This window comes from Propionispira raffinosivorans DSM 20765 (assembly GCF_000381065.1).
GTDB classification, from domain to species: domain Bacteria; phylum Bacillota; class Negativicutes; order Selenomonadales; family Selenomonadaceae; genus Propionispira; species Propionispira raffinosivorans.
The window spans coordinates 22,162-46,552 of sequence record NZ_KB905863.1 but is presented as its reverse complement, the minus strand read 5'-3'; the positions used below and the strand labels follow the sequence as shown (position 1 = coordinate 46,552).

The following is a 24,391-nucleotide window of genomic DNA, read 5'->3' as shown; positions in this document are numbered from 1 at the left end:
TGAAATGCAACAGCAAAAGTAAATAAAAATAAACAACCAATGTGAGAACTCGTGTATGATAACCAAACCAAATCATACAGAGGTGTTCACAGTGGCTGTTATAACTAAGAATATCACTATAAACTAAGCTATCCTATGATCTATTCGTTTTTTCTACCCTATTTTGTGTTCACAAAACAGAGAAAGGTGCAGTTTATCAAAGCAACCTCAGAAAGGACAGATTAAATTTCTTCAATCTGCCCTTTCTTGATCATATACATAATTTCAAGGCCACAAATTGGTTTCTGATTCTTCCATTGATGAGGGGATACTTAAGATACCAGTAAACGTACAACACTATAATTTTTTCACGAAATATTTCCATTTAAGCAAGCTTTTTGACATCTTCTGCACCTCAGTTTTCAAGTTCTTGGTAAGATTTTATCATGGCTTTCGCCCAAAGTATGTAAAAGCCATTTGGCAACCACACGGCTAAATATCTTAACAAAACGCCGTCAATGTTGGCTGTTCACCAGCCGCCTCGATAAATTATTTACCCAATATTTTTGAAAAATGATCGGCTATTATCGGGAGGATCACCCTGCTTGGTCGAGCACCACCGGTATGAAGCACATGCTTACCTTGGTTACGTAGTGCAACGGGGTTTGCTCCTCCTGGGAGCTGCCAAGCAACAAGATTTTTGCCAGAGATCGTCAATCGCAGTGTTTCCCCAGGATGAATCATCATGGCGGTCGGAGCAAGCGTCAGCTTAATTTCGGCAACCTCACCGGGCGAAAGTCGCTCCTCGGCACTGTTGTATTTCGGTATCTCACGTGGATTGGTTATAAAACCGCGACGTGAAGCGCGAATGCGACCCCAAGGACCATCATAACAGTAGAGACTGCGACCAACGCCGGTAGTAAAGACTTCGACTTCATCCCAGATCGCATTGTACTCCGGTTCTTCTTTTGGAATTAAGATACGACCCTGAGGCTCACCTTTTGACGATAACTTGGTAAGTCTAACGAAAATATCTGCATCGTCAGAGCCTTCTGCTTCCACGAAGAGATGCAATTCCGGATAGCCGTTGAGCTCAACAACTTTGGCAAATGTGAAATCAAAATGGCTCTCCCCTGTTTCAGCATCATACTTGACGGTAGCTGTTTCCGGACAGGTTTCCTGCAACGAAAGGTTCTCTGCATTCAGGAAGAAATCTATCGGCATTGCGCGAGCAATAGGGAACTCCCGCTCGGGTCTGTCAATGATATCATTGTTGGCGAAGTCGACTACAGTCAAACGAACGGGCGGTGTTGCACGCCATCCATTCTCTTGTCCTTTCAGAAAATAATCGAAGAAACGACGCAGATCTTCTTGATGCTTATTGTCGTAGAAGCCCGGCCATTCGAGATCGCAGGCAAGGCGTAACCAGCTATCCTTCGTAGTCAGCCGATGCCATGCATCGAAGAAGCCCATGCCATGAAGTTTGCCGCCCCAACTCATGTTAGCATAGACAGGTACGTCAATTTGCTCAACAGCAGCACGTTTGCGTGCCCAATAGGCGTTGAAATCCGGATGAAGATCAACCATTGCGACGATGTCCTCAATACAGGTTTCTGAAGGCGTGTTTTTCATTAGCCACGAAATGAAGGCCGCATCGGGAATACCGCCATCACCAAAGCAGAAACGATATACATCTCCCATACCTTCCCACGGAGCAATGGCTGCGAGGTGTGGCGGGCGCTCGGCAGCAATGAACCATTGCCCGACTCCAAGCCATGATGTTCCAGCTGTTCCTATCTTGCCGTTACACCACTCTTGTGAGGCAATCCATTCGATCAGATCGGCCCCGTCCTCACCTTCTTGACGATCCCAAATCGCCATTTTCCCTTCGGATTTGTATGCGCCACGGATATCCGGATTTACAATTGCGTAACCGCGTGGACACCACCAGTTCGGATCGGGAGCTTCAAATTTTTCAAGACCGGATAGTTTTCGTTGCGGAACTCCGGCGCGATATGGAAAATCTTCGAAGTTGATGTAGCCATCGTGTTTACCATAAGGGCTCCAGGCGATGATGGCTGGAATAGGCTCCTCAATATTGGCAGGGCGATAGATATCAGCATAGATCCGAACACCATCGCGCAATGTAACAGCGACATCTCGGTCAAAAACTAAATCTTGGACGATAGAAGCTGCACCTTTCTTAATGACGCTTCCTGCCTTGATAATACTACGTCCCGGCGCAAAGCCAGGGTACCGAGACTGCGGCGCATCAAGAGATGCCCCTAATCGATAGATAATTTTTGATTCAAAATTGGTTGACATAGCTGATTCCTCCTGATTAAGTAATTTACATGGATTCTGGGGTGAAAATTAAAGTCTTACTAAGAACTTGAAAACCGAGGTACAGAGGCTGTCAAAAGAATTGTTAAACTTGTTTAGGCATAACCCCCTACGGTTTTAAATAAAAAAAATTTGTTTTTACAGTTCAGACTGGGTCCTACTAATAAAGGAACTAATTGTATCGAGTATATTTATTATCATCATCCCCATTTAGTTGTCATAGACAACAATAACTCTAAATTAATTTTATAGCCATTTACTGAAACTGTCAATCATTTTCTTACCTAATCACTATTGCACCTTTTTCTGTTTTGTAAACACAAAACAGGGTAGAAAAAACGAATAGATCATAGGATATAGTTTATCATGCAGATGCATTAGTAGCCACCTTTAAGCCGGGAGTTCTTCATCCATTCGCATTGGTTTGCCAGTTGGCCGGTGCTTGACTTCTCACCATTTTGGTCGAAGCGTTTTTCAGCCTATTTCGCTTTCTCCAGCGTAACGATTCTTACAGTGATTCACTTTACGTTCTCCGTAGCTTTCTTACCCTAGCAGTTGTCCAAGCTTAGGCTATTTGGATTTCCACATTGTCTTGTGAGCTTTCTAACCCAAACGTTACCATTCACGCTAGTCACAATTATACTATATTTTTCAGATTTCTCATTTCAAATTGATCTGTTTATATTCTAGCAGCAGGGCTAAAATTGTAGAGTTGGAACGAATGAACACAGATCTACAAATGGAGAATGACCTATTTAAAAAAGTAAGGGAACTAGAGAGGAGGGATCGCTATCTTTAGTACAATATCTTACAGCCTATAATAGCTATCAAGGAATTATCTTCAACCAAAGGCTATCCAATAAAAAAATTATGTGAATATCTTAAAATTAGGCACTCTGCTTATTATCGTTGGCTCAATCATTCAAAGACGTACGAAAAACCCATTAGTATGTGGGCTTTTTTCGTACGTCTTTTTTTATCCTTCAATATTAAAAATGATTTAAAACTGTTTTGTTCTGAAAAAAGGAGCCGCCGTAGAAATGAAAAACCACTTCATGCGACAGCCCATTTTTGTTTTTGTGAAAATTAACGTTTATTTTCTATCAGCCAATCTTCAGTTTTGTCTATCAACTCTTGAAAATTCATTTTCATCAACTCAATATCGTTTGACACTGGATTATCGAGATGCAACCCCACGGACACCAAAACCGTAGTATTCAGTTTACTGGCTAAGCGTAGTGCTGTCTCTCTAGAAATTACATCTTCCTTATGTCCTATGGCGCACAATACTGAGGCCGTTGCTGAAATCCCTCCATCATCTTTCAAACTTGGTCTAGATGAAGCTAAAGCCGCAGCTCCTATATGTGGTGTATCTCCCCCTCCAATTGTTACTATGACATCTTTTCCACACAAAGTAAGCACAGCCATAATTTCATAGGGCTTGCTACCAACAGTAATTTTTGTAGAAAACACCTTATTCAACTCCTTCCCACGCTACAAATTCTTTATAATCAATGTCAAACTGCATTAAAATTTTTCCAATAATATGGTGGATTTGTTTTTCAACAGAGTTTGAGCCATTATAGAACGTTAACAGGGGGGGGATTACTATACAGCCACAATCAGCAGCTTCTTTAATATTGCGAAGATGAATTCTACTCATGGGCATTTCACGGGGCACAATGACTACCTTACGGCATTCCTTAATACATACGTCTGCCACTCGCAAAAGAAGATTCGTCGCAAAACCGGAAGCAATGCCAGATACAGTCTTCATACTGCAAGGAATAATTATCATACCAGCTGTTTTGAAGGAACCGCTAGAAATATTGGCTGCCATATTTATATTACTATGTACCACATCTGCCAAAACTGTCACTTCGTTTATAGTCAAATCGGTTTCGCACTCGAAGTTTTTTGTAGCACCTTCAGTAATCACTAAGTGTACTTCGATTTCGGGGATCTGCTTTAAAGCTTTTAACATATAATATCCCATAATTACTCCGCTTGCACCGGAGATACCTACGATTAATCGCATGACTTAGCTCCCTTCAAATCAATGAAACTTTAAAAGTTTTAAAAAGAAGTTTTACGACTTACTTTTTCCTATTACCACAAACCGATAACTTTCCACCATGGTATTTCTACAACGCAAGTAATAATAAAAAGCACCAACGTAAAAGGAACACCGAATTTAATGGTTTCTTTTTCTGAGTACATACCGTTCTCCTCACCGGTACCTACCAGCATAGCCAAATTATGGAACGGCAGGATAAAGTGGGCATTGATGGCAGTATAAGCGATCATAACCGGAATAATAGTCGATAAACCCATTGACTGTGTAAAAGCTAGCATCGCCGGAATAACAATACCCATAACAGCGATAACGCTGCCAAAACACAGATGAACAACAATGGAAACTAAAGTAATGAAAGCTGCTAAAACGAACATGTTTTCCGGAATCGTGCTAGGCAACAAAGTTTGAGCAATCCATGCATTCATGCCGGTAGCAGCGCCAACACGCCCTATAGCAACAGCGGCAGTTAAGAAGAGCAATGTTTGTACAGGCACACCATTCCAACTGCCGGGCGTGAGAATGCCACCAACTTTTGGCATTGCCATCATAACTGCAATGAAAAGGGTAACCCAACCGATATCAACACCATGAATCGTATCGGTCATCCAAAGAATGATGGCTAGAACAACCCAGAATGCAGTGCGTTTTTCTTTACCGGTCATAGGACCAAGTTCAGCACGTTGCCGTGCGATTTCATCTTTGTTCACTTCAACTTCTTTAGTAGGTTTGAACATGTACATAATCATGAACATAGTAATGAGACTAGTTATGATCATAGGCAAACCCATAATTTTAAACCAATCCAACCATCCTACTGCTTCAGGCGCACAACTTGCCGCAGCCAAAGGATTAATGGACGCATCGCCGGTTAAGAAAATCATGGAAACTGGAATGGAAGCAGCAAATACGGTGAACCCGATTTTTACCGCATCTTCATGAGGAATATTGGCACTTTTAACAACTACGGCCATAACAGACATAATTAGAAAAGCACGTGGCCAAGGATGGGGGATAAGTAAAGATAAAATGAAAGTTAGGGCGAAAATAGAAATGATAATACTCTTAAAATTGGTAACATATTTAGATATGTACCAGTAAGCGATTCTTTCGCCAAGCCCAGATTCCTTAACTGCAGTCGCAATTAAATAGGCGCCAATGATGAGGTACATCATGGAAGTGGTCCACGTAGAAAAAATCAAAGTAGGTTGAGCTACTTTAAATACAGCTAAAAGGAGTAAATAAAGCCCTGATGTATAGCCTGGCTGAGCAATACCAAAAGCCCAAAAAATTACTGTCATTAAAGAAAAGACCAGGCACAAATGTCCCTCGTTGCTCAATCCCTGAATATTAGTAAAGTAAATCGCAATCGCTACAATAATACCTAGAATGAAGCCGATGATTCCTTTATTTTTTCCCATTGTTGTTTCCTCCTTACAAGAAATAAGGCGCGCTATCCCTTAGTGATGACACTATATACTTCGCTAAGGAATAACCGCCCCTTCTGTGATTATTTGTAATTATGCTTCAAAATCGGGCAACCATTTTTTAGGATCGACTTCCATAAATTTAGCACGCTCAAAACGATGTTTCTCCTTCATTGGAACAGTTGCGTCATAAATGGTCTTGCAGGCAATACCATGATCACGAATCGTCCAACTGCAACTTGCATCGTTGGAAGGATCAAGCGGATGACAGCGTACGCCAGGAATGTTAATGATATCAACATCGCCTTGCATACGGGTCGTCATAGCCCACATAACGTCATTCATATCGAAAATATCAACATCTTCATCAACTAAAATTACTTCTTTTAATTCAGAAAAAGCAGAGAAAGCAAGAAGCGCAGCCTGGCGCTGACGACCTTCATCCGAAGGAATACCTTTCTTAAATTGGAGAACTGCAAGAAATTTACCGCCACCTGGAGATGCAGCATAAACATTCAGTAAGCGTCCAGGCATAGCACGTTCCACCATATCAATAATAGAAGCTTCTGTAGGAATACCCGCCATATTCACGTGTTCTTCAGAAGGACCGATACAGGTTTGCATAATAGGCTTTTTTCTGGTAGTAATTGTTTTAACCTTAATTACCGGTATTGCCGGATTAGCAGGACCGGTATAGCCTGGGAATTCGGGCATAGCCTTGCCTGTATTTGAGTTAACGTCTTCACGAATGCGTCTATCAACAAGCAGTTCGCCTTCAATTACATATTCTGCATTTGCGATGCAGTTTTCCTTGATTGACAGACAAGGAACAAGTTCTACTGCTTTGCCACGAATAGCGCCAGCAATAGACAATTCATTGAAACCAAGCGGTGTCGTAGGAGGCTCAAAGCAAGAAGCAATTTCAATTGCAGGATCGACACCGATGCTGATGGAAATAGGCAACGGTTTACCCAAAGCTTCAGCTTTTTCACGGAAAGCTCCCAAGTGACGAGCCCCCGGAGTAAAGAACATGGAAATTTCATCTTTAGATTGGAGGCAAAGACGATGAATGGTGACATCGGATTCACCAGTTTCTACGTCTGAAGCATAGCACATACCAAGCGTTACATACGGACCAGCATCTTCTGGAGTATTGGTCGGAGCCGGAAGTATTTTACGAATATCAAAATCAGGATCGGTTGCTTTATAAACCACTTCTTGACATTTAGCTTTTTCAGGGCCAACAACAATCGGTTGAATAGCATTTTTAACAGCATTACGAAGCATTAAACCTAATTCTTCATGCTTAGTATTTAAGAGCGTTGCTACACGTTTACGATCAGCAAGCACACCAATAACTACCCTTGCACCAGGATGACCCTTTACCTTGTTGAAAACCATAGCAGGTCCGAGCTTGGTTGGACGAGCCACAGTTCCGCCTGCCCCAACATAACGGTAAACGCCTGCCAATTCGGCTGCCGGATCAACTTCTACATCTGTAGAAACCAATTGTCCCGGTATAGTTTTTAATAATTCCAGAGCAGATCTTAAATCAATAACTTCATTTGCCATAATAAAAACCTCCTAATAGTTTTAAATAATTTACTGTAAATTACTCAAACACACTTAACAACTTGAATACTAATCTATAAAGCAAGCATACAGTCAAGAGATTTTTATATTTTTCTGAAAAACTTTATCGCAATTTCACAGGCGCCTGTAACATACAGAAATCAAGAGCTTTCTGCTCCTTATAAAAAGTTGTGTCCAACAGGCAAACATCAACGATATCTCCCACAAGTCTATACCCATTTTTTCCAATCCAGTCCAGAAGGTTTTCTACATGTATCACATCATATGGCATACCATATTTGTACATACAAGCGTAATCAGCCGTTGGAAGCGCTATTGTATTCAAATGCTCTGTACTCCATTGCGACAAAAAAATACAACTACCAGCTCCTTTTAAATGATTCCTTGATAAAATTGCTTCTTTTTTTATTATTGAACCAAAACCACTAGACGGTACCATTTCTTTTTTAAAAATTTCTCGCCACAACCCCATCAAAGTTATATGAAGGTTTTCTTTATTAATAGGCTGAACATATTCTTTAAAAACTGCCTGTCTTGCCACAATAGAACGGATAAACGGTTCTTGCATCTGCATGGCATCAGCATCTACTGCCTCCTCATAAATGTTGAGCCTTTGATTTATAGATTCCCGAATTTTATTTAACCTAGCAATCTCATGTAAAACGTCTTCCTTTTGTTTGTGCAACAACACAATTTCCTTTTCAGGGGAACGATCATGAAAATGGTTCACAATTTCTTTTAAACTAATTCCCAAAGATTTTAAAAAACAAATTTCGCGCAAATAAGGAATCTGACGTTTACTATAATAGCGATAACCATTCTCATCAACTTTTACTGGTTTAAATAAATTGATTTCATCATAATAAATTAGAGCTTGCCGTGTTAATCCATGTAACTTAGCCATTTCACTAATTGAAATTAAAAATTCCACGCTGGATCCCCTTCCCCCGTATTAAGGTATACAATATGTATCTTTATCATAATTCTACTATAAAACAAAAAGTATAGTTACAATACAGTTTGAAAAATTTTAATATTGTTTTTAAACTTAATAGCATCACATACACCCCATAGTAGATGTGAATGACTATATCATGACTATTCTGAATTATATGGAAGGGATTCTTACTCCAAAGAAAGAAAAAGAAAGATTCAAACACTTTTAAAAGCATTAAAATATTTATAAGTACTATTCGTAATGAGTAGGTCGTAGGTTCAATTCCTATCATCAGCTCCAGTGTTATCAAAGCCTCCGAGGTTTTCGGAGGCTTTTTTTTGTCCAAAATTAAGGAGATGCGCCTTATTTGCGCCTTAACGAAAAAGTAAGCCACTTGTTTCGATCAAGCCTTTCGATAGAGAACATTTAATATCCTGATTATTTCTTTAAAGTAATATCTGCCTCGTATTCTTTCACCCGGTTGTACCATGTATTTTTCTTCATTCCAACCACCCTCATAGCTTCAACAGCCGTTATTTCTTTTTCTCGCCACTGCTTATACACGTATGAATATCTCATCGATATCAATTCTGGGTCGTCCATACGCCCGTCCTTCTGCCAATGGATTCTTTCAAGCTAATAAACCCGACCTTTTTTTCAACAACACATCGATAATTTTTAACAGATACAGCATACCCTAGCAAGCCGACTGAAACTTTCAACATAAACCGTATCACCTTCACGTACCCAATCCATCATCCCCTTGAGCTCCGGTCGGTTCATATCTTTTCCACTGATTTTCTCCTCAAAGAAACAATCTATTTTATAAGATGATAGTGCCTGATGCCGACGACCGACATTTTGATTTTTACTACTTACGCGAATATATGCAATCTTACTCATAAAAGCCTCCACTACGCTGTTTGGTTCTCCACGGGGCTCTTGGAGATATTAGGCAACTACAAAAATCATCTCAGCCTATAATGTTCTATTCATTTGAGAACTTAATCATTTGCTCACGTTATGAATTATCCTGAATTTCCTGATAATTCATCCTGATACACTTCATTTTCCAAAATGAGGCACACGTCAAACTTTTACCATCATTCGAATGAGTTTGACGCTAAAAACAGAAAAACACTCCTATGATACCTATTTCTAGTATAGTAGGAGTGTTTACAAACATTTATAAATTCATAATAAAACTTTTAAAAACGCAATTTTAACCTAATTTCGGGCATTTATCAATATATACTTTTTAAAACAGGCTTTTTAGTCACATTCCACCAGCCAAAGCTTACTATCCGAAAATATAGCTAGCTTATGCTGAATGGTCTGCATGAATCATCAGATTCATTATAAAAAGCTCATTTTTATCTCTTGACAAGGAAATCACTATAATCAACATGTGGCAGCCCCTTGTAATCATATTTATTATCGCTATTAATTATCATACTCATTTTTTAAAATAACTGTATTATCAGTATAATCTTTTTCATTTTTTAGAGTAAACATCGTAATGAAAGTTATCGCTAATATAGCTACTCCCATGAATAGATATGCTCTTTGAAATCCAATTATATCATACAAATTACCAGCAATTGCAGACAGAATAAAGACTGATATTTGTTTTGCAAAATTAGCAGAAAGTACGTATATTGTTGCATATAAACGCATGTCAAATGTTCCGGCAATATATTTTGTAATTGAAACAAGAATTAGGGGCATCTCTAATCCTGCCAATAAGCGGAATAAAATAACAATCCACCAATTTGGTGCAAACGCACTCCCAATAGTTCTAGCAGCAGCTACAAAGCCGGCAAGAATCAAACCATTTTTTGCTCCAATTTTGTTAATAATATATGGCATAGGAATCATTAATATAAATTCGAGTATACTATTAAATGAACCAACATAACTATAAACTAAAGTAGCTTGATCCGTTGTATCAAAAAAAGTTCTAAAAAAAACAATAAACTGTTGATCAACTACATCATAAATAGCGGCACTTCCCATAAAAAATAAAGATAGCGCCCAAAAATTTTTTAATTTAAAAACTTGTAAAACTTGTTTAATTTCAATAGAATTAGAAGTATCTCCTACTAGAGAAGCATTTTTCAAATTAACTTTTGCACTAAATATAAGAATAAGTGTCATAATAACACCAAAAAATGAACCTGCCCAAAATATAGCATATGGTTGCCAAATAAATAAACGACCAGCTATTAATGTAGAAAGCATTGCCGCAACAGAACCACCCATTCTGGCATGACCATATTCAAATTTATTAGCTAATGCAGATCGCTGTACATATTGCTCCACAACAGAAGAACCACCATTTAAAACAAAACCAAGAAAAATTCCTGTAAATATGGTCACTAAAAATTTATTAATACCTAACAGTGGAATAAATGCCCATTGGAAATATGGACCAATAAAAATTGCTGAAATAGAAATCGTTAGAATTAAAGTTTTTCTAAATAGCAATTTATCTGAAATCATACCTAAAAACGGTTGAAAAATTAATGAGGCTGCTGCCATTGTTGAAAATACTATTCCTGAAAATCCACTATCCAAATTAGCAACTTCACTCATCCAGAGAGTTAAATACCAAGCAACAATGCACCAAATAGAAAAATATGTTAAATTAATAAAAGCAAAGCCCCAAAAATGTTTACCTTCCATTTTTATGTTTTTAATTATTTCCATATTTAAAATCCTTTCATATCTAAAAATATTTTTTTCATTCAGAATCATTTTGAACAGCATTAACAATAAATATTTGCAAGTCCCATGGATCTAGTTCAAAATCATCGTCTTGCGACAATTGCTTTTTATTAAATAAAGATGTTCCTGTAGAAGAATTAAATATCACCTTTTTTGAATTATTCGAATAGTTAAAATAGAAATCTAACATTTCACCATTTAAAGTGTAAAGCGTTTTATTTATTATAGGAAACGACGTATTTTGACGAGACGTCCAAAGATTTGCAGATTTCAAAATATATTTATATAATTCAGTAATAGCATGCTCATTTAAGTACGTACCTACGTAATAAGCATGACCTTTTCCATATGAATTTTCAGTGATGGCCGCATATTTTCCCCAATATGGATGATTATAGTACGCCAAAACATTACCAGTCGTTGGTGTCAGCAATTCCATCCAATAAAGTATATTATCTTGATTGATAGATGGAAGTTTAGATGTTCCAGAAATTGTTATATTATTCGGTTCAACAAAAAGTTCATATTCAATACCGCAAGCTTCAGAAATAATACTAGGTTGTACATGAGTATAGACTTTAACATTTTCATTTGTAAAACCAGATCTGAAAGAATATAATATATTACCACCATTTTTTACAAACTGATTTAGAATTTTTAAATCAGCTTCTCCAACTGAATAGAGTGAAGGAACTATTAATAAATCATAATTGTCAATACGACAATCCCCAATTTGTAGAATATCAGCTTCAATATTTAATTTATATAAGGCATCGTAATATGAACGTAGGATATCATTATATTGATGGTCCGATCTTTTATTATCAACCAATGCCTCCTTGTACGGAAAGAAATCCACCGCCGTTAAACTATTATTACTTACAATGAATGCAACTTTATTTTTTTTACTAGTGTTAAGAAAGTGAGAACCATATGCTTGCAACTCTTTCCCGATTTGTTTGGCCTCATTGTATACAGGATTAGGTCTAAAATCGTGGCTTAATAACCCTTTCCAATAAGTTTCGAAACTATTATGAATAGAATGCCAATGCCAGTATTCTATTGCATTGGCACCAGAAGCAATATGACTATAAGCTTGTAGTCTTAATTGTCCTGGATATGGTGTCCAATGTTTAAACGCTTGTGCTTCAGTCTCCATAACAATATAATTTTTTTCTTTAGTAGACCTTGCAACATCTCCACAAAATGCAATTTCAATACCTGTTAAGTCATCTTGACTCGGATGATAAACATCTATCGACGTCACATCAAATAATTTTGATGTTTGAAAATGATTGACATTTGGTTGAATACCATAAGATTGCCCTCGCCATTCAAAATCAAAATTATTCGTTACAAACTGATCTTTTTGTTTATACTCATTTACAATGTTAACTTGCCAATTTAGAAATTCTGTAACAAGTCCACGTTTATATTCCTCAAATGCTGCTCCCAAACTTCCATTTATCGTTGTATTTATGGGAGGAAAATCTTCCCATGCATTTATCCGATTACTCCAGTAGTCAAGCCCATAAGTAGCATTAAATTTTTCTATGTCATTATGAAATTTTTCTTTTAAGTATTTTTGAAAACCTATATAAACGTTCTGGCTGCTAGTATCAAAATGTTTCGTTTCATTGTCTACTTGAAAACCTATTACAGCAGGATGAGAAGCTGTTTCTTGAAGCATTTTTCGAATAATTTTTTCAGAAAGATAACGATAAGTTGGATGTGTAATATCAAATATTTGCCTTGCTCCATAAGAACGTTTTCCCTCTTTATCCGTAATCATTACCTCAGGATATTTTTTAGCTAACCAAGTAGGAATTGCATACGTTGGCGTACCAATAATAACATTTATCTTTGCCTCATACATTGCATTTAAAACTTTATGAACCGTTGAAAAATCAAAAACACCCTCTTGTGGTTCATATGTACTCCAAGTACTTTCACCTATTCTGACAAGATTAATATTGGCATCCTTCATCATGTTTATATCTTCTTGAAGACGATCATACGGTAAATATTCATAATAATATGCTGCCCCATACAAAATTTGCTTCATGGCTACATCTCTCCTAAAAAAAATTCTTAAATAATAAAAAACATCACAAAAATCAGTATTATTTTTTATTACTTTTTATTGATTTATATAAGAGTATATAGTATTTTTTTTATATAGTATATTGCTTTTTCGGCTCTATAATTGATCAAATCTGATCTAAAGGAGATAAAATGGATTTTTTAAAAAATGCAAAACGTTTACCAGCAATTGACTGGAATTTAAATTTTTTTGGGGCACATATGCAAAGCGTGAATGAGGATTGGCATGTTCCAGAGGAACAGCATCAAGCCTTTGAATTCATATACGTTATTGATGGGACAGAAAAAATTTCATTTAATAATAATGAAATTATCTTATGCTCGGGAGATCTTGCACTCATTCCTCCTGGGTTTAAACATAGTGTAAAAGCTGTAGAAAATTTAACTTATTTTTGCTTTCATTTTGGAATAGATGAACCAATCTTTGAATTACAACTTATTCAAAATTCATCTATACATTATTCAAATTCATCGCCTGAAGCTCAAACTTTAACACCTTACTTTAAAAAATTCATTATGTTAATTAGTTCAAATATATATTTATTTAGTATTAAAATGAAAATACAAATTATTCTATCGGAAATTTTAATGATACTAGATCAACAAACTGTATTTGATGAAAACTATACTGGGGCTAATCAATTATATTATGCAAGACTTATTGCAGAAATATTAAAGACTAATTTATTAAATAATGTTTCAAATTACATAAAAACTAAATATTATAACAGTAACGATGAATTTAATATAGCAAAGACTATGAATGAAATTGGAATAAGTACGGGATATGGTTTCCGTATTTTCAAGAAAATATATGGTCTTTCACCTAGACAATACTTATCTCGCTTAAAATTAAAAAAAGCACAACAAATGATGTTAAATCCACAATTTTCTATTAGTGACATTGCATTTGCTTTAGGATATCAAAATATTTCTAGTTTTAGTCGCCAATTTAAACGTTGGAATGGTTATTCGCCAATAGCATACCGTTCAGCTATTATTCACTCCACCAATAATTTAACCTAATAATTATTTTTATAGAGTATGCGACTTTTTCTTTGACTGCAAAACGGTACGCAAAAAGAAACACCCCAACAATTTTTTCAAATCACTAGGGTGCGCCGATCCTTCTAACTCCGCGTTGGTAACCAATTCATTGTCTCCATAATCAACCGGACTGCATCGGAAAAACCTTGTTGATAATATACGTCCATGCCGCTCAGCATCATACAATTATATTCATCATCAAGTTGTTCCAAAGTTTCCTGCAAATCCAAGGGCAATGTACTTTTGATTTACTTCTGATATTCAAGGACTTTTCCGCTGGCATAAAAACCTCTTTATCGGAAAAGTGTGGCTCCTTGAATGTTATCGTTTCTTTGTCTTACGGTTGGATACCTCCTATGAATAAGGAGTAGGGTTTACCAAGTTCCGCTTGAAACATATTTGTGAAAGCTTTAGGATCCACACCTTTGAACGGGGAGTGCTTTATCTTTTAGAATGGTATAATGGAACAGACGACAAATCCTTGAATCGCCTAGATTCTCTGCCTTTGTAAGAGCTGTAAACATTTTTTTGGCAGTGGGCCATGTCTATAAAAGTAACATTATAGAGGGCTTTTGGTTTAGTATGATATTGACTGATAATTACTATGTGATATAATGAAGTTGTCAAGACAACTCGAATATAGGTGATGTAAATGAAATTTAAATTAGATGATTCATTAGGGTTTATTTTAAATAAGGTCAATACAAAACTTAAAAATGAATTATTCCAGCGATTAAAAGAAAATGATATTACTCCAGAGCAATGGGCTATACTTAACTGTTTATGGGAACAAGAAGGAATTACCCCTAAAGAGCTGGCAGATGTGACCTTTAAAGATAAACCGAATACTAATCGCATTCTTGAGAGGTTGAAAATAAAAGGTTTAATTGTCCGAAAAAACCACCCAGTAGATAAGAGAGGATTTCAAATATTTTTAACTGACAGTGGGTGGGCATTGCAGGAACAATTAATTCCAAAAGCTATACATCTATTAGAGAAAGCGACAATAGGAATGGAAAACTATAAAGTGGCAGAATTGAAAAAAATGTTAACTCAAATATATGATAACCTTACATAATTATTTTTTGTTGTTTAGGTTGTCGTGACAACTAAAATGGCAAAAAAATGAGCTATACTCTTGTCATCATCACGTTGCTTTAGTCACTATGTAAGGATTGTTGTTAATTACTCAAAACGGGAGCATCATTATGCGAATACAAATATATTCGGGCAACTAATATCTGCAGATCCATTATAAAAGTAAAGTGAGGTAGAGAAGATGGAAAGTCGTTTGGTCAGAGAATTGAACTTAAGCTATGAACCTGTAGCTATTTTACTTAGCAATGAAAAACCTGAAGGAGCACTTCAGAGTAAAGAAGGTCATTGGAGTTGTACAATTCCGTTATTTATTGCGGCAGCAAAGGGGAAAACATCAGTTTTTGAACGTAAAACAACAGTATGTCCTGGCGGTAAAACAGGATTAGGATTTGGTCAATTTCCCAATTATCCAGGTGGAATTGAATATTTTTTGTCAGTTGGTAAAAACGGCCTATTTGAAGGGGAAGGATATATAAAAAATCCAGAGCTAGGAGTAGAATATGTTGAGTGCTTACCAATAACTGATATCCCCTATCAGTACGTCATATTTAAGCCTTTATCACAAATTGATACCACTAAGGAAATACCCGAGTTAGTGGTATTTTATGTTAACACTGACCAGTTATCAGCACTTACGGTACTTGCAAACTGTTATAGACCAGGAAATGAAAATGTGATGATACCATTCAGCTCAGGGTGTCAATCTGTCTTTTTGATTCCCTACGCTGAAGCTCAAAAGGAAAATCCAAGAGCTGTAGTAGGTTTAACGGATATTACAGTACGTCCCATGGTCGATCCTGATATGTTGTCGTTTTCTGTGCCGTATAAAATGTTCTTAGACATGAACGAAAGTGTAATGGGAAGTTTCTTGGAAAAACGCTTGTGGCATAAAGTAGTAGCGAGAATGAGGAAAAAGTAATTTCCTTGTAACTTTGCTCAAGTTCTCAATTTGCCATTTCAAAAATAGCACCGCAGACAGATTGATGCCTGCGGTGCTATTTTTATCAATAGGGACACTACATGTTATCGAAAGATTAGATAATTATAAGGTGAATTTGCTGTAGGTGGTTATATACCAACTGTAGACTTACATCTTTCTCATTACAGAAATGAACTCATCAGACACATATGCACCATCAATACTTAATTTATAATATAAATGATTAATCAAGTATCTTTTGAATTGTATATTTCAAAATACGGATCAAACAGAACTACTATTCGTAGTTTTTGAATCGTCCTGTTCAGAAGCACCCTGTTGCACTTTATACCATGTCGCATACATAACTGGCAATACCAGAAGTGTTAAAACTGTAGCTCCCAACAGGCCCGCTGCAATCGCCACAGCCATCGGGCCCCAGAAAACGCTGGACACTAAAGGAAGCATTCCTAAGATTGCTGCCGCCGCTGTTAGCAGGATCGGGCGAAACCGGATAACTGTGGCATTAATAATGGCATCCCACAGCGATTCCCCAGCTTCCAACTGTTGATCAATCTGATCCATCAAAATGACCGTGTTCCGCATAATAATTCCGGCCAAGGCCAAAATCCCCAATTGGACAACAAACCCCATTGGCTTACCTGTTAATAACAGTCCAATCGTTACCCCAATGATACCAAGCGGAGCCGTCAACAACGTTAACACCATCTTCGGTATATTCTGCAGTTGAGCCATAAGTAGAATCATAATCGCAATAATCATCATCGGTACAGGTTCAGAAATAAAATTGGAGGCCTTTATGCTGGATTCCTTAGAACCATCGTAGTCAATGCTGTAGCCCAACGGTAAAGAAGCACGCAAATCGGCAAGATTATTATATATTTGTTCTGCCACATCGTCACCGCTTAGACCATGATTAATTTCTGCCTGTACATTAATCATTGGTTTTAGATTATAGCGATAAATTAACCCTTCTTCTGTACCAAAACTGATTTTAGCAATTTGATCAAGAGGCACATATTTGCCATTACCAATATGGATATTAAGGTCTTTTAGACGTGAAGAATCATTACGGTCATCAGCGTCAAAACGAAATACCATACTAACAGTTTTGTCTTCTTCCCTAAATTCAGAAATAGTTGAACCAGATAATTGGGCTTGAAGCGACATAGCCAGTGATTGAGAAGCGATCCCTAACTTTCTGGCCTTATCTTGGTCGATTTCTAAATGAACTACTTTACTTTTTTCATTCCAGTTTAAGCGTGTATTTTTTACATTGGGATTAGACATCATAATTGTTTCCACTTGTTTTGCAATTTTCTGGACTTTTTCATGATCGTAACCTCTCACCCGCAACATCACCGGATAGTCTGCGCTCGGCCCCTTGAAAATAACCTTACAATGAGCTTGTACATTCGGGAATTCATCATTTATTAACTTACTTAGCTTGACCTGTAATTGGTCTCGGGCTGCAGCATCTTTGGCAACGATGACGAATTCAGAAAAAAGTCATTCTCGCGTTCAAAATTGTTAAACCGACTCAAAATTACGTTTACTAATTCATTTTAAAAAAGCAAGCCGACGGCAAACCTAAGTGCTGTTCTATGTTCTTCTTTTTTAGATGCCAAACATTTTCATTCATACTGAATTAGGAAATTGTCAAAAATCTTAACTTTATGTCCAGATTATCATACCCGCTCGACCTTATTGATGACTCTGCCGGTATTTCAGCGGTGTATACTGATATTGTACCTTAAATAAGCGAATAAAATGATCCGTATCTCTGTATCCAACCTCTCTGGCAACCACTGGAATTGCTTTTTCGCTACAGCGCAAAAGATATGTTGCCTGTTCCAAGCGCAGACGCCTAACTAGGCAGCTAAACGGCACCCCCGTGTACTCGCGGATAATTTTACTCATATACTGCGGTGTATAATGAAAATTTTCTGCTAAACTCTGCAGATCAATTTCACGGAAATGTTTTTGGATATAGTCGAGAATCAAGCCGATTTTATGCGCATTGCTTTTTTCTTCCGCCGCAACCACCATGACGCTGCTATACTTTCGTATCATCAACGCAAAAAACAACTGCAGATACATCACCGCTATCTTTCTCCCATAAGGCTGTTCACTACAGTATTCACCAAATGCATCGCTAATTTTTTCCCGCAAATCAGGAGCGGTTCCCGTGCGTACGAACAAATACGGGAATTGCTTTTCGCCCTGCAAACTCCGCTGAAAAAATAGCAGCAATGGATTTTGGTCCTCAGAAATATCGGTTAAAAGCCCAGCAATTGCCTGCGGTTTGATTTGTATATTGATTAGAATACTATCATCAAAAATGCTTACCCCATGCTTTACCCGTGGTGCGATAATACAGACATCTCCCTCCTTCATTGACATTACCGTATGAGAAAACCTGTTCCTGCACTGCCCTCGATAAAGATACATGAGTTCAACATAAGCATGTCCATGGATGAACTCCGGCAGATAGCGCGGATGCTTTTCCATGAGGATATCCGGCTGAGAGCCTGCCCAGTGCAGCAATTCATTCTGAATGATCGTGCCGCCTTCTATCCGAAAGCGCGGCGAAGAAATTTCCGGCAAGATTATACGATTCCGTTCAATATACTGCGGAGGTAATGCGTTCAACAGTTGCCTTATTTTGTATTTATCATTTTGCTGTGCTAAGCGATGGTACTCACGATAAAGAAATTCCCTCTCTGTATACTCCATAAGAGAATCTTCCTGATTGCATCTGCCTTCCAATATTTTCACCTCGATAAGAAAACTTAAAAAAAGTCGATTTTTCTGCTCAAATAGCAAAATATGACTCCCCGTCGCCATGCTATACTATAGGCAACCTGTTAGCAATATCAATATTAAATAGCCAAATCTGCATCAATTACCAATTTCTTTATAATTTATCTTTTTTAGTATATCATAAATTCACACGGTATACGAAATATTATGATTATTCGTAATATATGGATATTGCCAGGTAAAATAAAAATCGAGGTGTTTTCTTATGCAAAATTACCAAAAATTATCCCGCGCGTTACTTTCAGCAAGTTTGGCGTTTGCTCTATTCTTGCCGTTTGTCATGCCGCCACAGGCAGTTGCAGCACAAATTCAACAAGAAACTGCTGCTTCCACCGCCTATCATCAAGGTGTACTTCAGCACACCACCTATGGTATGGTCAGCGGTCTTCGTTCCGAAGGCATCCTCAGCTGGCAAGGACTCCCTTATGCCAAGCCGCCCGTTAGAGAACTACGCTGGAAAGCTCCGCAAAAGCCTGATGCCTGGTCAGGTGTCTTCTCTGCAGTAAAGACCGGAAATATCGGCATACAAGGAACAAAAGACGCAATCAAAGGCAGTGAAGATTGCCTGAACCTAAATATTTTTCGTCCTGATTCAACTGTAACTAATCTACCAATTCTTTTCTATATTCATGGTGGAAACAATCAAACCGGTACAAGTGAAGAACTTGCGCCTCAGAAACTAGCAATCAACACAAACAGCATTGTCATTACACTGAATTATCGATTAGGTCTTCTGGGCTTCAACAGCCTTCCTGCATTAAAAACCGGAAATCCGTTAGAGGACTCAGGCAATTACACCTTACTTGACTTTTCCCAAGCACTGGACTGGATCAAAGAAAATGCCGCATTCTTCGGCGGTAATCCTCAGAATATCACTATTTCTGGATTTTCCGCTGGCGGGCGTGATGTCATGGCAATGCTGACCTCTCCAATCTTCAAAGGAAAATACCAAAAAGCCATTTCCTTCAGCGGCGGCATGACTATGTCTGACCCGCAGGACAGCAGTAAAATTATCGCCAAAGCCCTATCTTTCTTAGTTGTAGAGGACGGCATCGTCCCATCAGAAGAAGAAGGTTACCACTGGCTCTTGCAGGATAATGCAGATGTCCGTAATTACCTCTACGGACTTTCCGCAGACCGCCTGGCTACCACCTTCGGTAATGCCCGCATACGCATGAGTGGGTTCCCCCATCTCTATAAAGACGGAACCGTCTTGCCGAAACAAGGTTTTGACGGAACTTCCTATAACGAGGTTCCCGTCATTATGCTTACCGGTTCAAATGAATTTTCCGCCTTTACTGTCAGTGATCCCTATTTTAAACTTGCCCCAAAAAATCACACCTTACTTTCTGATTCGCAGACGCATAAAGAACTTGTATTTTCCATCAAATATGGCAGCAAATTCTACGGACTTTTCAATGCTGAAGAATCGGCCGTCAAGATGATCGAAAATTATCATGCCCCCATCTATACCTGTATGATTAAATGGGGAAATAATAAATCCATAGTCGGCAATGAAATGGCTGAACTCGTCGGTGCAACACATGGAATTTTCCTGCCGTTCCTGACAGATGAACCAATCAGTCCCCGTTCAACCTATCCACAAGCCTTCGACAATAACGGAGCCCGCGAACTCACAAAAAAATTCCAATCTTATATCGCAAATTTCCTCTGGACAGGAAATCCGAACGGCAAAGGACTCACAAATTGGAACGCTTGGAAATCGGCGAAAAAAGGTCCCAGCCAACTGATTTTCGACGCCAATAAAGACAATGCAGAAATATTCATGTCTTATGATCGCACTTCCTATGATGAAATTCTCCAAGAAATCGAGGCAGATCAAACCCTTTTGCCTGAAGAGAAAACCATACTCATCAAAAACATACTGAACGGACGATGGTTCAGTAAACAATTTGATCAGCATTTTCATAATGAAAGCTTATGGATAAAATAATCATAACCTACGTTAAACTGGAGGCTTGCTCAAACCATTGGAGGACATATCGCTAACATAAGCTCCTTAAGGGGAGTCCGAATGGTCTAACCAACGTTTTACTTTTTTGGGCGACCCCTAGGGGATTTTTATTTATCCCTTTTGCTTTTTGCTACCCGTAAACGGGCCTACAAACTCCTTTAAGCTCATTTATTCTGTTATTTGATCTTGTTCTAGCTGATTCCTAATATAATTCTCTATCTGTTTTTTTATTTTTTCAGCCACATCAGACTGTGTGAAAACGATGAGGTGTTAGTATCGTTGTATACGGTTTATCATTACTATCTGTCATCTTTTTTAAACCTTAGAGAACATGAAATAATGCGTTCGGATATTTCGATAAAACAATATGAAACACTTGCTTATATCATAGTATACATGGAGCATATATGGACGCAAAGCACAACACAATATTACGATAAAAACATCCCCAGAATAGAATTGCATAATGCATTAAAAGATTTAATAAATCCGTACCTTACAAAGCATGGCATGGATTTATATCACACTTTATAATAAGTTGACAATGGGTAATGAAAAAGTTACAATTTAGTTATAATGACAACTAAATTGTAGAATGTGTAGGTGACAATGAAAGATTTCAAAATAGATGATTCTCTAGGATTTATTTTAAATAAAACAAATAGGAAGCTAAAGAATGAGTTTCTTCAAAAGTTAAAAGAAGATAATATAACACCAGAGGAATGGGCGATACTTAATTTTTTATGGGAGGAAGATGGTGTCACTCCTAAAGAGTTAGCGGATCTTACGTTTAAAGATAAGCCAAATACCAACCGAATTCTTGGAAATTTACAAAAAAAAAGGTTGATAACACGGAGCCATCACTCTACTGACAGAAGAGCATACCAGATATTTTTGACTGGTGCAGGCAAGGATTTGAGAGTAAGATTGATACCAAAAGCGATCTCGTTACTCGAAAAAGCAACGAGATCAATTGACGAATGCAAAATAAAGGAATTGAAAATATTATTAACTCAAATTTATAATAATTTAGTATGAATTTTTGTAAAAATAGTTGTCATAATAACTATTTTTAATGAAAGGATGTAAAATAGTGAGAAAGTTAGCAATTAAAGAAACAGCCTGGTTAAAAATATTCCACCTATTATTTGTCGCTGCCTGGATTGGTGGACAAATGTCGCTTGCTTTACTCCAAATTACAAAATATAAATTGGCTTTACCTGAACATACATACGGAATACTAGCGTCTATCAATACAATTGACGATTATGTTGTAATAGGCGGAGCTGTTGGTTGTCTGTTAACGGGGCTAGTGTACTCGCTGATGACCCCATGGGGATTTTTTAAGTTCCGTTGGATTACTGTCAAATGGATTTGCACTGTCACGCTAATCTTATTTGGAACCTTTTTTCTAGGCCCATGGCTTTCTGAAATGGCGCAAATTTCAGTTAAAGAGCATGCGGTGGCTTTGATGAACCCTAACTACTTATACGCTGAGAAAATGCATATGACATGGGGGATGATTCCAATTGTCATAAATATTTTTTTAGTAATCATCTCTGTATTAAAACCTTGGAAACGATTAAAAAGTCAAAAAGCAATAAACTAAAATTACGACAGGGAGATTTGCAAGTTTTGTGTAAATCACAAAGTCTAATGTAACAGTTTAATTTCATATAATATCTAGAGGCACAGTTTAAAATTCTTAAGATGTGCTTTTTAAATATTCTGGTCAGAAAGGCGCTCTTCAAAATAAATTTCTAACGGAGCTCTTATTTGGCTCCAGTCTTGCCGGCACCCTGTTTATTTTTTAGTAATATCCATCATCGCTAAATACAGCATTTTTATAATGAATATTTGAAATAGGTCGATTAAAAAGCCCATTTTTCATGCTAGTATTTGTAGATTTTAGGATATTTACAATCCCAAGGTTCTCTAAATCCCTCAAGCTCAAACAATGCTATTTCTTCGATTGGTGCTGCGTATACCATCTTCAAATCAGCTACCAATGCTTTTATATAGAATAGAAATTTTATTGAATTGCGGATTTGAAATTTCTGTTTGTGGAAAAACGCTGAGTCCATAAACACAAGCAATTAAAATATCCTAGATACCACGGTTTTTCAAGCCATTCATGATCGATAATCAGTAATTGACACTTTTGTTTTCCCCTACATACATACCTAAAACATCCTTGTGCCCATCCATATATTTATACCAATATCAATATAAACTGCACGTTTTACAACACGTCCTTCACAACGGACATGATAATGTATGGCATCCATGAAAACGACCGCATATACTTCTGCTAGTGGTCGTTCCTGCCATTCTTTAACTAACGGCATTATCTTATCTGTAATTCGGCTGATGGTACTGTCCGAAATATCTATTCCATATAATTCTTGCATATGATTTTCTATATCACCCATGGTCATTCCTTTTGCATACATAGAAATAATTTTTTCTTCCATATCCTGAGTAAGGGGATTTTGATGTTTTTTATAATCTGCAGTTCGTATTCGCCTTTGCGATCCCGCGGTATTTCCATTTCCATGTCGCCATAACTCGTATGCATTATTTTATTTGAATACCCATTACGACTATTGCCAGTATCCTTATTTTTATAGTCATATTTATTATAACCAAAAGAGTCATCGAGTTCACCATCAATAGCACCTTCCAGAAGAACGGACATCATGTCGCGCATGATGTTTTTGACATCGGATCCATCCTGAATTCTAAGATCCGTATCTTTTAAATAATTTTTCATCATTTCCCGCATTGTTGCACCCCTACTCCGATTTAAACATTATGATGCAACACGAGACTGCACCTAGTTTTGTGTCACCTAAATAACAGATTCAAAAGTAATAGTATAGATGTTAAGATCGCAGAAGCCCTGCTCATTTTAAAAACAACCCCTCGATTTTTATCTATAGATTTCTGCCACTTAGCAGTTGCTTTTTGCATACTATTATAGTTTTTTACAGCATTTGCAAAAATTTTTTTGTATTCTTCCAAACACTGTTCCCGCACCATATCAGGCAACTCATTAGAAATACACTGCACTGTTTCTGTTGTTGTTCTTAACACCGCTACTGTTTCCGGCAAAGTTTTTGTTACTTCATTTAAGCGCATCATCTGCTCACTTAAAAGCCGCAGAGTTTCACTAATATCGATTAATAAAGTAGATACTTCTATATCTGGCTTTTTTTCATTTTCTCCACTTATTTCTACCGTTTGAATATGCGACGCGCCCTCCTGTTGCGCCGCATATTCATCTTCTAGTAATTCATCTATTTCCGTACTCATAATGACCTCC

General features: G+C 37.3%; 21 protein-coding genes and 1 pseudogene. 6 read left to right on the top strand and 16 right to left on the bottom strand.

The window, feature by feature from the left end:
• Positions 1-528: 528 nt before the first annotated feature.
• The 10 genes from F606_RS0116370 to F606_RS0116325 all read right to left on the bottom strand — a co-directional run bounded on the left by F606_RS0116370 (position 529) and on the right by F606_RS0116325 (position 13,145).
• Positions 529-2,304 (bottom strand): CocE/NonD family hydrolase, encoded by a 1,776-nt coding sequence (locus F606_RS0116370; RefSeq protein WP_019554971.1) that lies wholly within the window; start codon positions 2,302-2,304, stop codon positions 529-531.
• 1,104 nt (positions 2,305-3,408) lie between these two features.
• Complete coding sequence (gene lpdD, locus F606_RS21440; protein ID WP_019554970.1) at positions 3,409-3,795, bottom strand: prenylated flavin chaperone LpdD; 387 nt, start codon at positions 3,793-3,795, stop codon at positions 3,409-3,411.
• A 1-nt stretch (position 3,796) separates the two neighbouring features.
• Positions 3,797-4,360 (bottom strand): UbiX family flavin prenyltransferase, encoded by a 564-nt coding sequence (locus F606_RS0116360; protein ID WP_019554969.1) that lies wholly within the window; start codon positions 4,358-4,360, stop codon positions 3,797-3,799.
• Positions 4,361-4,431: 71 nt separating this feature from the next.
• A complete protein-coding gene (locus tag F606_RS0116355) occupies positions 4,432-5,817 on the bottom strand; it encodes an SLC13 family permease (RefSeq protein ID WP_019554968.1) in 1,386 nt (461 codons plus the stop codon).
• A 99-nt stretch (positions 5,818-5,916) separates the two neighbouring features.
• Positions 5,917-7,332 carry a UbiD family decarboxylase gene (locus tag F606_RS0116350; protein WP_245542136.1) on the bottom strand — a complete coding sequence of 472 codons (1,416 nt, stop codon included), beginning with the start codon at positions 7,330-7,332 and terminating at the stop codon, positions 5,917-5,919.
• Positions 7,333-7,519: 187 nt separating this feature from the next.
• Positions 7,520-8,347 carry a MerR family transcriptional regulator gene (locus tag F606_RS0116345; RefSeq protein WP_019554966.1) on the bottom strand — a complete coding sequence of 276 codons (828 nt, stop codon included), beginning with the start codon at positions 8,345-8,347 and terminating at the stop codon, positions 7,520-7,522.
• 444 nt (positions 8,348-8,791) lie between these two features.
• On the bottom strand, positions 8,792-8,956 hold the full coding sequence (locus tag F606_RS23270; protein ID WP_154651196.1) for a hypothetical protein: 165 nt from the start codon (positions 8,954-8,956) through the stop codon (positions 8,792-8,794).
• Positions 8,957-9,031: 75 nt separating this feature from the next.
• Complete coding sequence (locus tag F606_RS22005; protein ID WP_019554965.1) at positions 9,032-9,256, bottom strand: recombinase family protein; 225 nt, start codon at positions 9,254-9,256, stop codon at positions 9,032-9,034.
• A 540-nt stretch (positions 9,257-9,796) separates the two neighbouring features.
• On the bottom strand, positions 9,797-11,062 hold the full coding sequence (locus tag F606_RS21435; RefSeq protein ID WP_051083363.1) for an oligosaccharide MFS transporter: 1,266 nt from the start codon (positions 11,060-11,062) through the stop codon (positions 9,797-9,799).
• A 34-nt stretch (positions 11,063-11,096) separates the two neighbouring features.
• The gene (locus F606_RS0116325; RefSeq protein WP_019554963.1) at positions 11,097-13,145 is read right to left on the bottom strand and encodes a beta-galactosidase; all 2,049 of its coding nucleotides are present in this window, start codon (positions 13,143-13,145) and stop codon (positions 11,097-11,099) included.
• Between the two features lie 170 nt (positions 13,146-13,315).
• Between F606_RS0116325 and F606_RS0116320 the strand changes: the two genes are divergently transcribed.
• A complete protein-coding gene (locus F606_RS0116320; protein WP_019554962.1) occupies positions 13,316-14,209 on the top strand; it encodes an AraC family transcriptional regulator in 894 nt (297 codons plus the stop codon).
• A gap of 104 nt (positions 14,210-14,313) precedes the next feature.
• Here the strand turns inward: F606_RS0116320 and F606_RS22000 are convergent, their stop codons facing one another.
• Positions 14,314-14,460 (bottom strand): hypothetical protein, encoded by a 147-nt coding sequence (locus tag F606_RS22000; protein ID WP_245542135.1) that lies wholly within the window; start codon positions 14,458-14,460, stop codon positions 14,314-14,316.
• Positions 14,461-14,882: 422 nt separating this feature from the next.
• Between F606_RS22000 and F606_RS0116310 the strand changes: the two genes are divergently transcribed.
• Together F606_RS0116310 and F606_RS0116305 are read left to right on the top strand one after the other, a co-directional pair.
• Positions 14,883-15,308, top strand: a complete 426-nt coding sequence (locus F606_RS0116310; RefSeq protein WP_019554960.1) for a MarR family winged helix-turn-helix transcriptional regulator — start codon at positions 14,883-14,885, stop codon at positions 15,306-15,308.
• Between the two features lie 201 nt (positions 15,309-15,509).
• Positions 15,510-16,247: a DUF169 domain-containing protein gene (locus F606_RS0116305; RefSeq protein ID WP_019554959.1), complete on the top strand. Its 738-nt coding sequence runs from the start codon at positions 15,510-15,512 to the stop codon at positions 16,245-16,247.
• 285 nt (positions 16,248-16,532) lie between these two features.
• Here the strand turns inward: F606_RS0116305 and F606_RS21995 are convergent.
• Positions 16,533-17,774: pseudogene (locus F606_RS21995) on the bottom strand (efflux RND transporter permease subunit); the annotation flags it as partial.
• Between the two features lie 198 nt (positions 17,775-17,972).
• Positions 17,973-19,004, bottom strand: a complete 1,032-nt coding sequence (locus F606_RS0116295; RefSeq protein ID WP_169558433.1) for an AraC family transcriptional regulator — start codon at positions 19,002-19,004, stop codon at positions 17,973-17,975.
• A gap of 292 nt (positions 19,005-19,296) precedes the next feature.
• Between F606_RS0116295 and F606_RS0116290 the strand changes: the two genes are divergently transcribed.
• From F606_RS0116290 to F606_RS0116280, 3 genes are all read left to right on the top strand, one after another.
• Complete coding sequence (locus F606_RS0116290) at positions 19,297-21,045, top strand: carboxylesterase family protein (RefSeq protein WP_019554956.1); 1,749 nt, start codon at positions 19,297-19,299, stop codon at positions 21,043-21,045.
• 630 nt (positions 21,046-21,675) lie between these two features.
• Positions 21,676-22,104, top strand: a complete 429-nt coding sequence (locus F606_RS0116285) for a MarR family winged helix-turn-helix transcriptional regulator (protein WP_019554955.1) — start codon at positions 21,676-21,678, stop codon at positions 22,102-22,104.
• Positions 22,105-22,159: 55 nt separating this feature from the next.
• The gene (locus tag F606_RS0116280; RefSeq protein WP_019554954.1) at positions 22,160-22,675 is read left to right on the top strand and encodes a hypothetical protein; all 516 of its coding nucleotides are present in this window, start codon (positions 22,160-22,162) and stop codon (positions 22,673-22,675) included.
• A 574-nt stretch (positions 22,676-23,249) separates the two neighbouring features.
• Here F606_RS0116280 and F606_RS23860 read toward each other — a convergent pair.
• The 3 genes from F606_RS23860 to F606_RS0116260 all read right to left on the bottom strand — a co-directional run bounded on the left by F606_RS23860 (position 23,250) and on the right by F606_RS0116260 (position 24,381).
• A complete protein-coding gene (locus F606_RS23860; protein ID WP_281166778.1) occupies positions 23,250-23,498 on the bottom strand; it encodes a transposase in 249 nt (82 codons plus the stop codon).
• Between the two features lie 2 nt (positions 23,499-23,500).
• Entirely contained in the window at positions 23,501-23,851 is a 351-nt protein-coding gene (locus F606_RS23855) for a transposase (protein WP_026329449.1), read from the bottom strand.
• Between the two features lie 62 nt (positions 23,852-23,913).
• Positions 23,914-24,381: a hypothetical protein gene (locus F606_RS0116260; protein WP_019554953.1), complete on the bottom strand. Its 468-nt coding sequence runs from the start codon at positions 24,379-24,381 to the stop codon at positions 23,914-23,916.
• Between the last annotated feature and the right edge of the window lie 10 nt (positions 24,382-24,391).

Excerpts from the sequence above, each read along its gene's own strand:
- F606_RS0116305 (WP_019554959.1), top strand. The coding sequence starts at position 15,510 with ATGGAAAGTCGTTTGGTCAGAGAATTGAACTTAAGCTATGAACCTGTA.
- F606_RS0116325 (WP_019554963.1), bottom strand. The coding sequence starts at position 13,145 with ATGAAGCAAATTTTGTATGGGGCAGCATATTATTATGAATATTTACCG.
- F606_RS0116295 (WP_169558433.1), bottom strand. The coding sequence starts at position 19,004 with ATGGAGTATACAGAGAGGGAATTTCTTTATCGTGAGTACCATCGCTTA.
- F606_RS23270 (WP_154651196.1), bottom strand. The coding sequence starts at position 8,956 with ATGGACGACCCAGAATTGATATCGATGAGATATTCATACGTGTATAAG.
- F606_RS0116260 (WP_019554953.1), bottom strand. The coding sequence starts at position 24,381 with ATGAGTACGGAAATAGATGAATTACTAGAAGATGAATATGCGGCGCAA.
- F606_RS23860 (WP_281166778.1), bottom strand. The coding sequence starts at position 23,498 with ATGGGTGATATAGAAAATCATATGCAAGAATTATATGGAATAGATATT.
- F606_RS0116290 (WP_019554956.1), top strand. The coding sequence starts at position 19,297 with ATGCAAAATTACCAAAAATTATCCCGCGCGTTACTTTCAGCAAGTTTG.
- F606_RS0116355 (WP_019554968.1), bottom strand. The coding sequence starts at position 5,817 with ATGGGAAAAAATAAAGGAATCATCGGCTTCATTCTAGGTATTATTGTA.
- F606_RS21435 (WP_051083363.1), bottom strand. The coding sequence starts at position 11,062 with ATGGAAATAATTAAAAACATAAAAATGGAAGGTAAACATTTTTGGGGC.
- F606_RS0116320 (WP_019554962.1), top strand. The coding sequence starts at position 13,316 with ATGGATTTTTTAAAAAATGCAAAACGTTTACCAGCAATTGACTGGAAT.
- F606_RS22005 (WP_019554965.1), bottom strand. The coding sequence starts at position 9,256 with ATGAGTAAGATTGCATATATTCGCGTAAGTAGTAAAAATCAAAATGTC.
- F606_RS0116360 (WP_019554969.1), bottom strand. The coding sequence starts at position 4,360 with ATGCGATTAATCGTAGGTATCTCCGGTGCAAGCGGAGTAATTATGGGA.
- F606_RS0116285 (WP_019554955.1), top strand. The coding sequence starts at position 21,676 with ATGAAAGATTTCAAAATAGATGATTCTCTAGGATTTATTTTAAATAAA.
- F606_RS23855 (WP_026329449.1), bottom strand. The coding sequence starts at position 23,851 with ATGCGGGAAATGATGAAAAATTATTTAAAAGATACGGATCTTAGAATT.
- F606_RS0116370 (WP_019554971.1), bottom strand. The coding sequence starts at position 2,304 with ATGTCAACCAATTTTGAATCAAAAATTATCTATCGATTAGGGGCATCT.
- F606_RS0116310 (WP_019554960.1), top strand. The coding sequence starts at position 14,883 with ATGAAATTTAAATTAGATGATTCATTAGGGTTTATTTTAAATAAGGTC.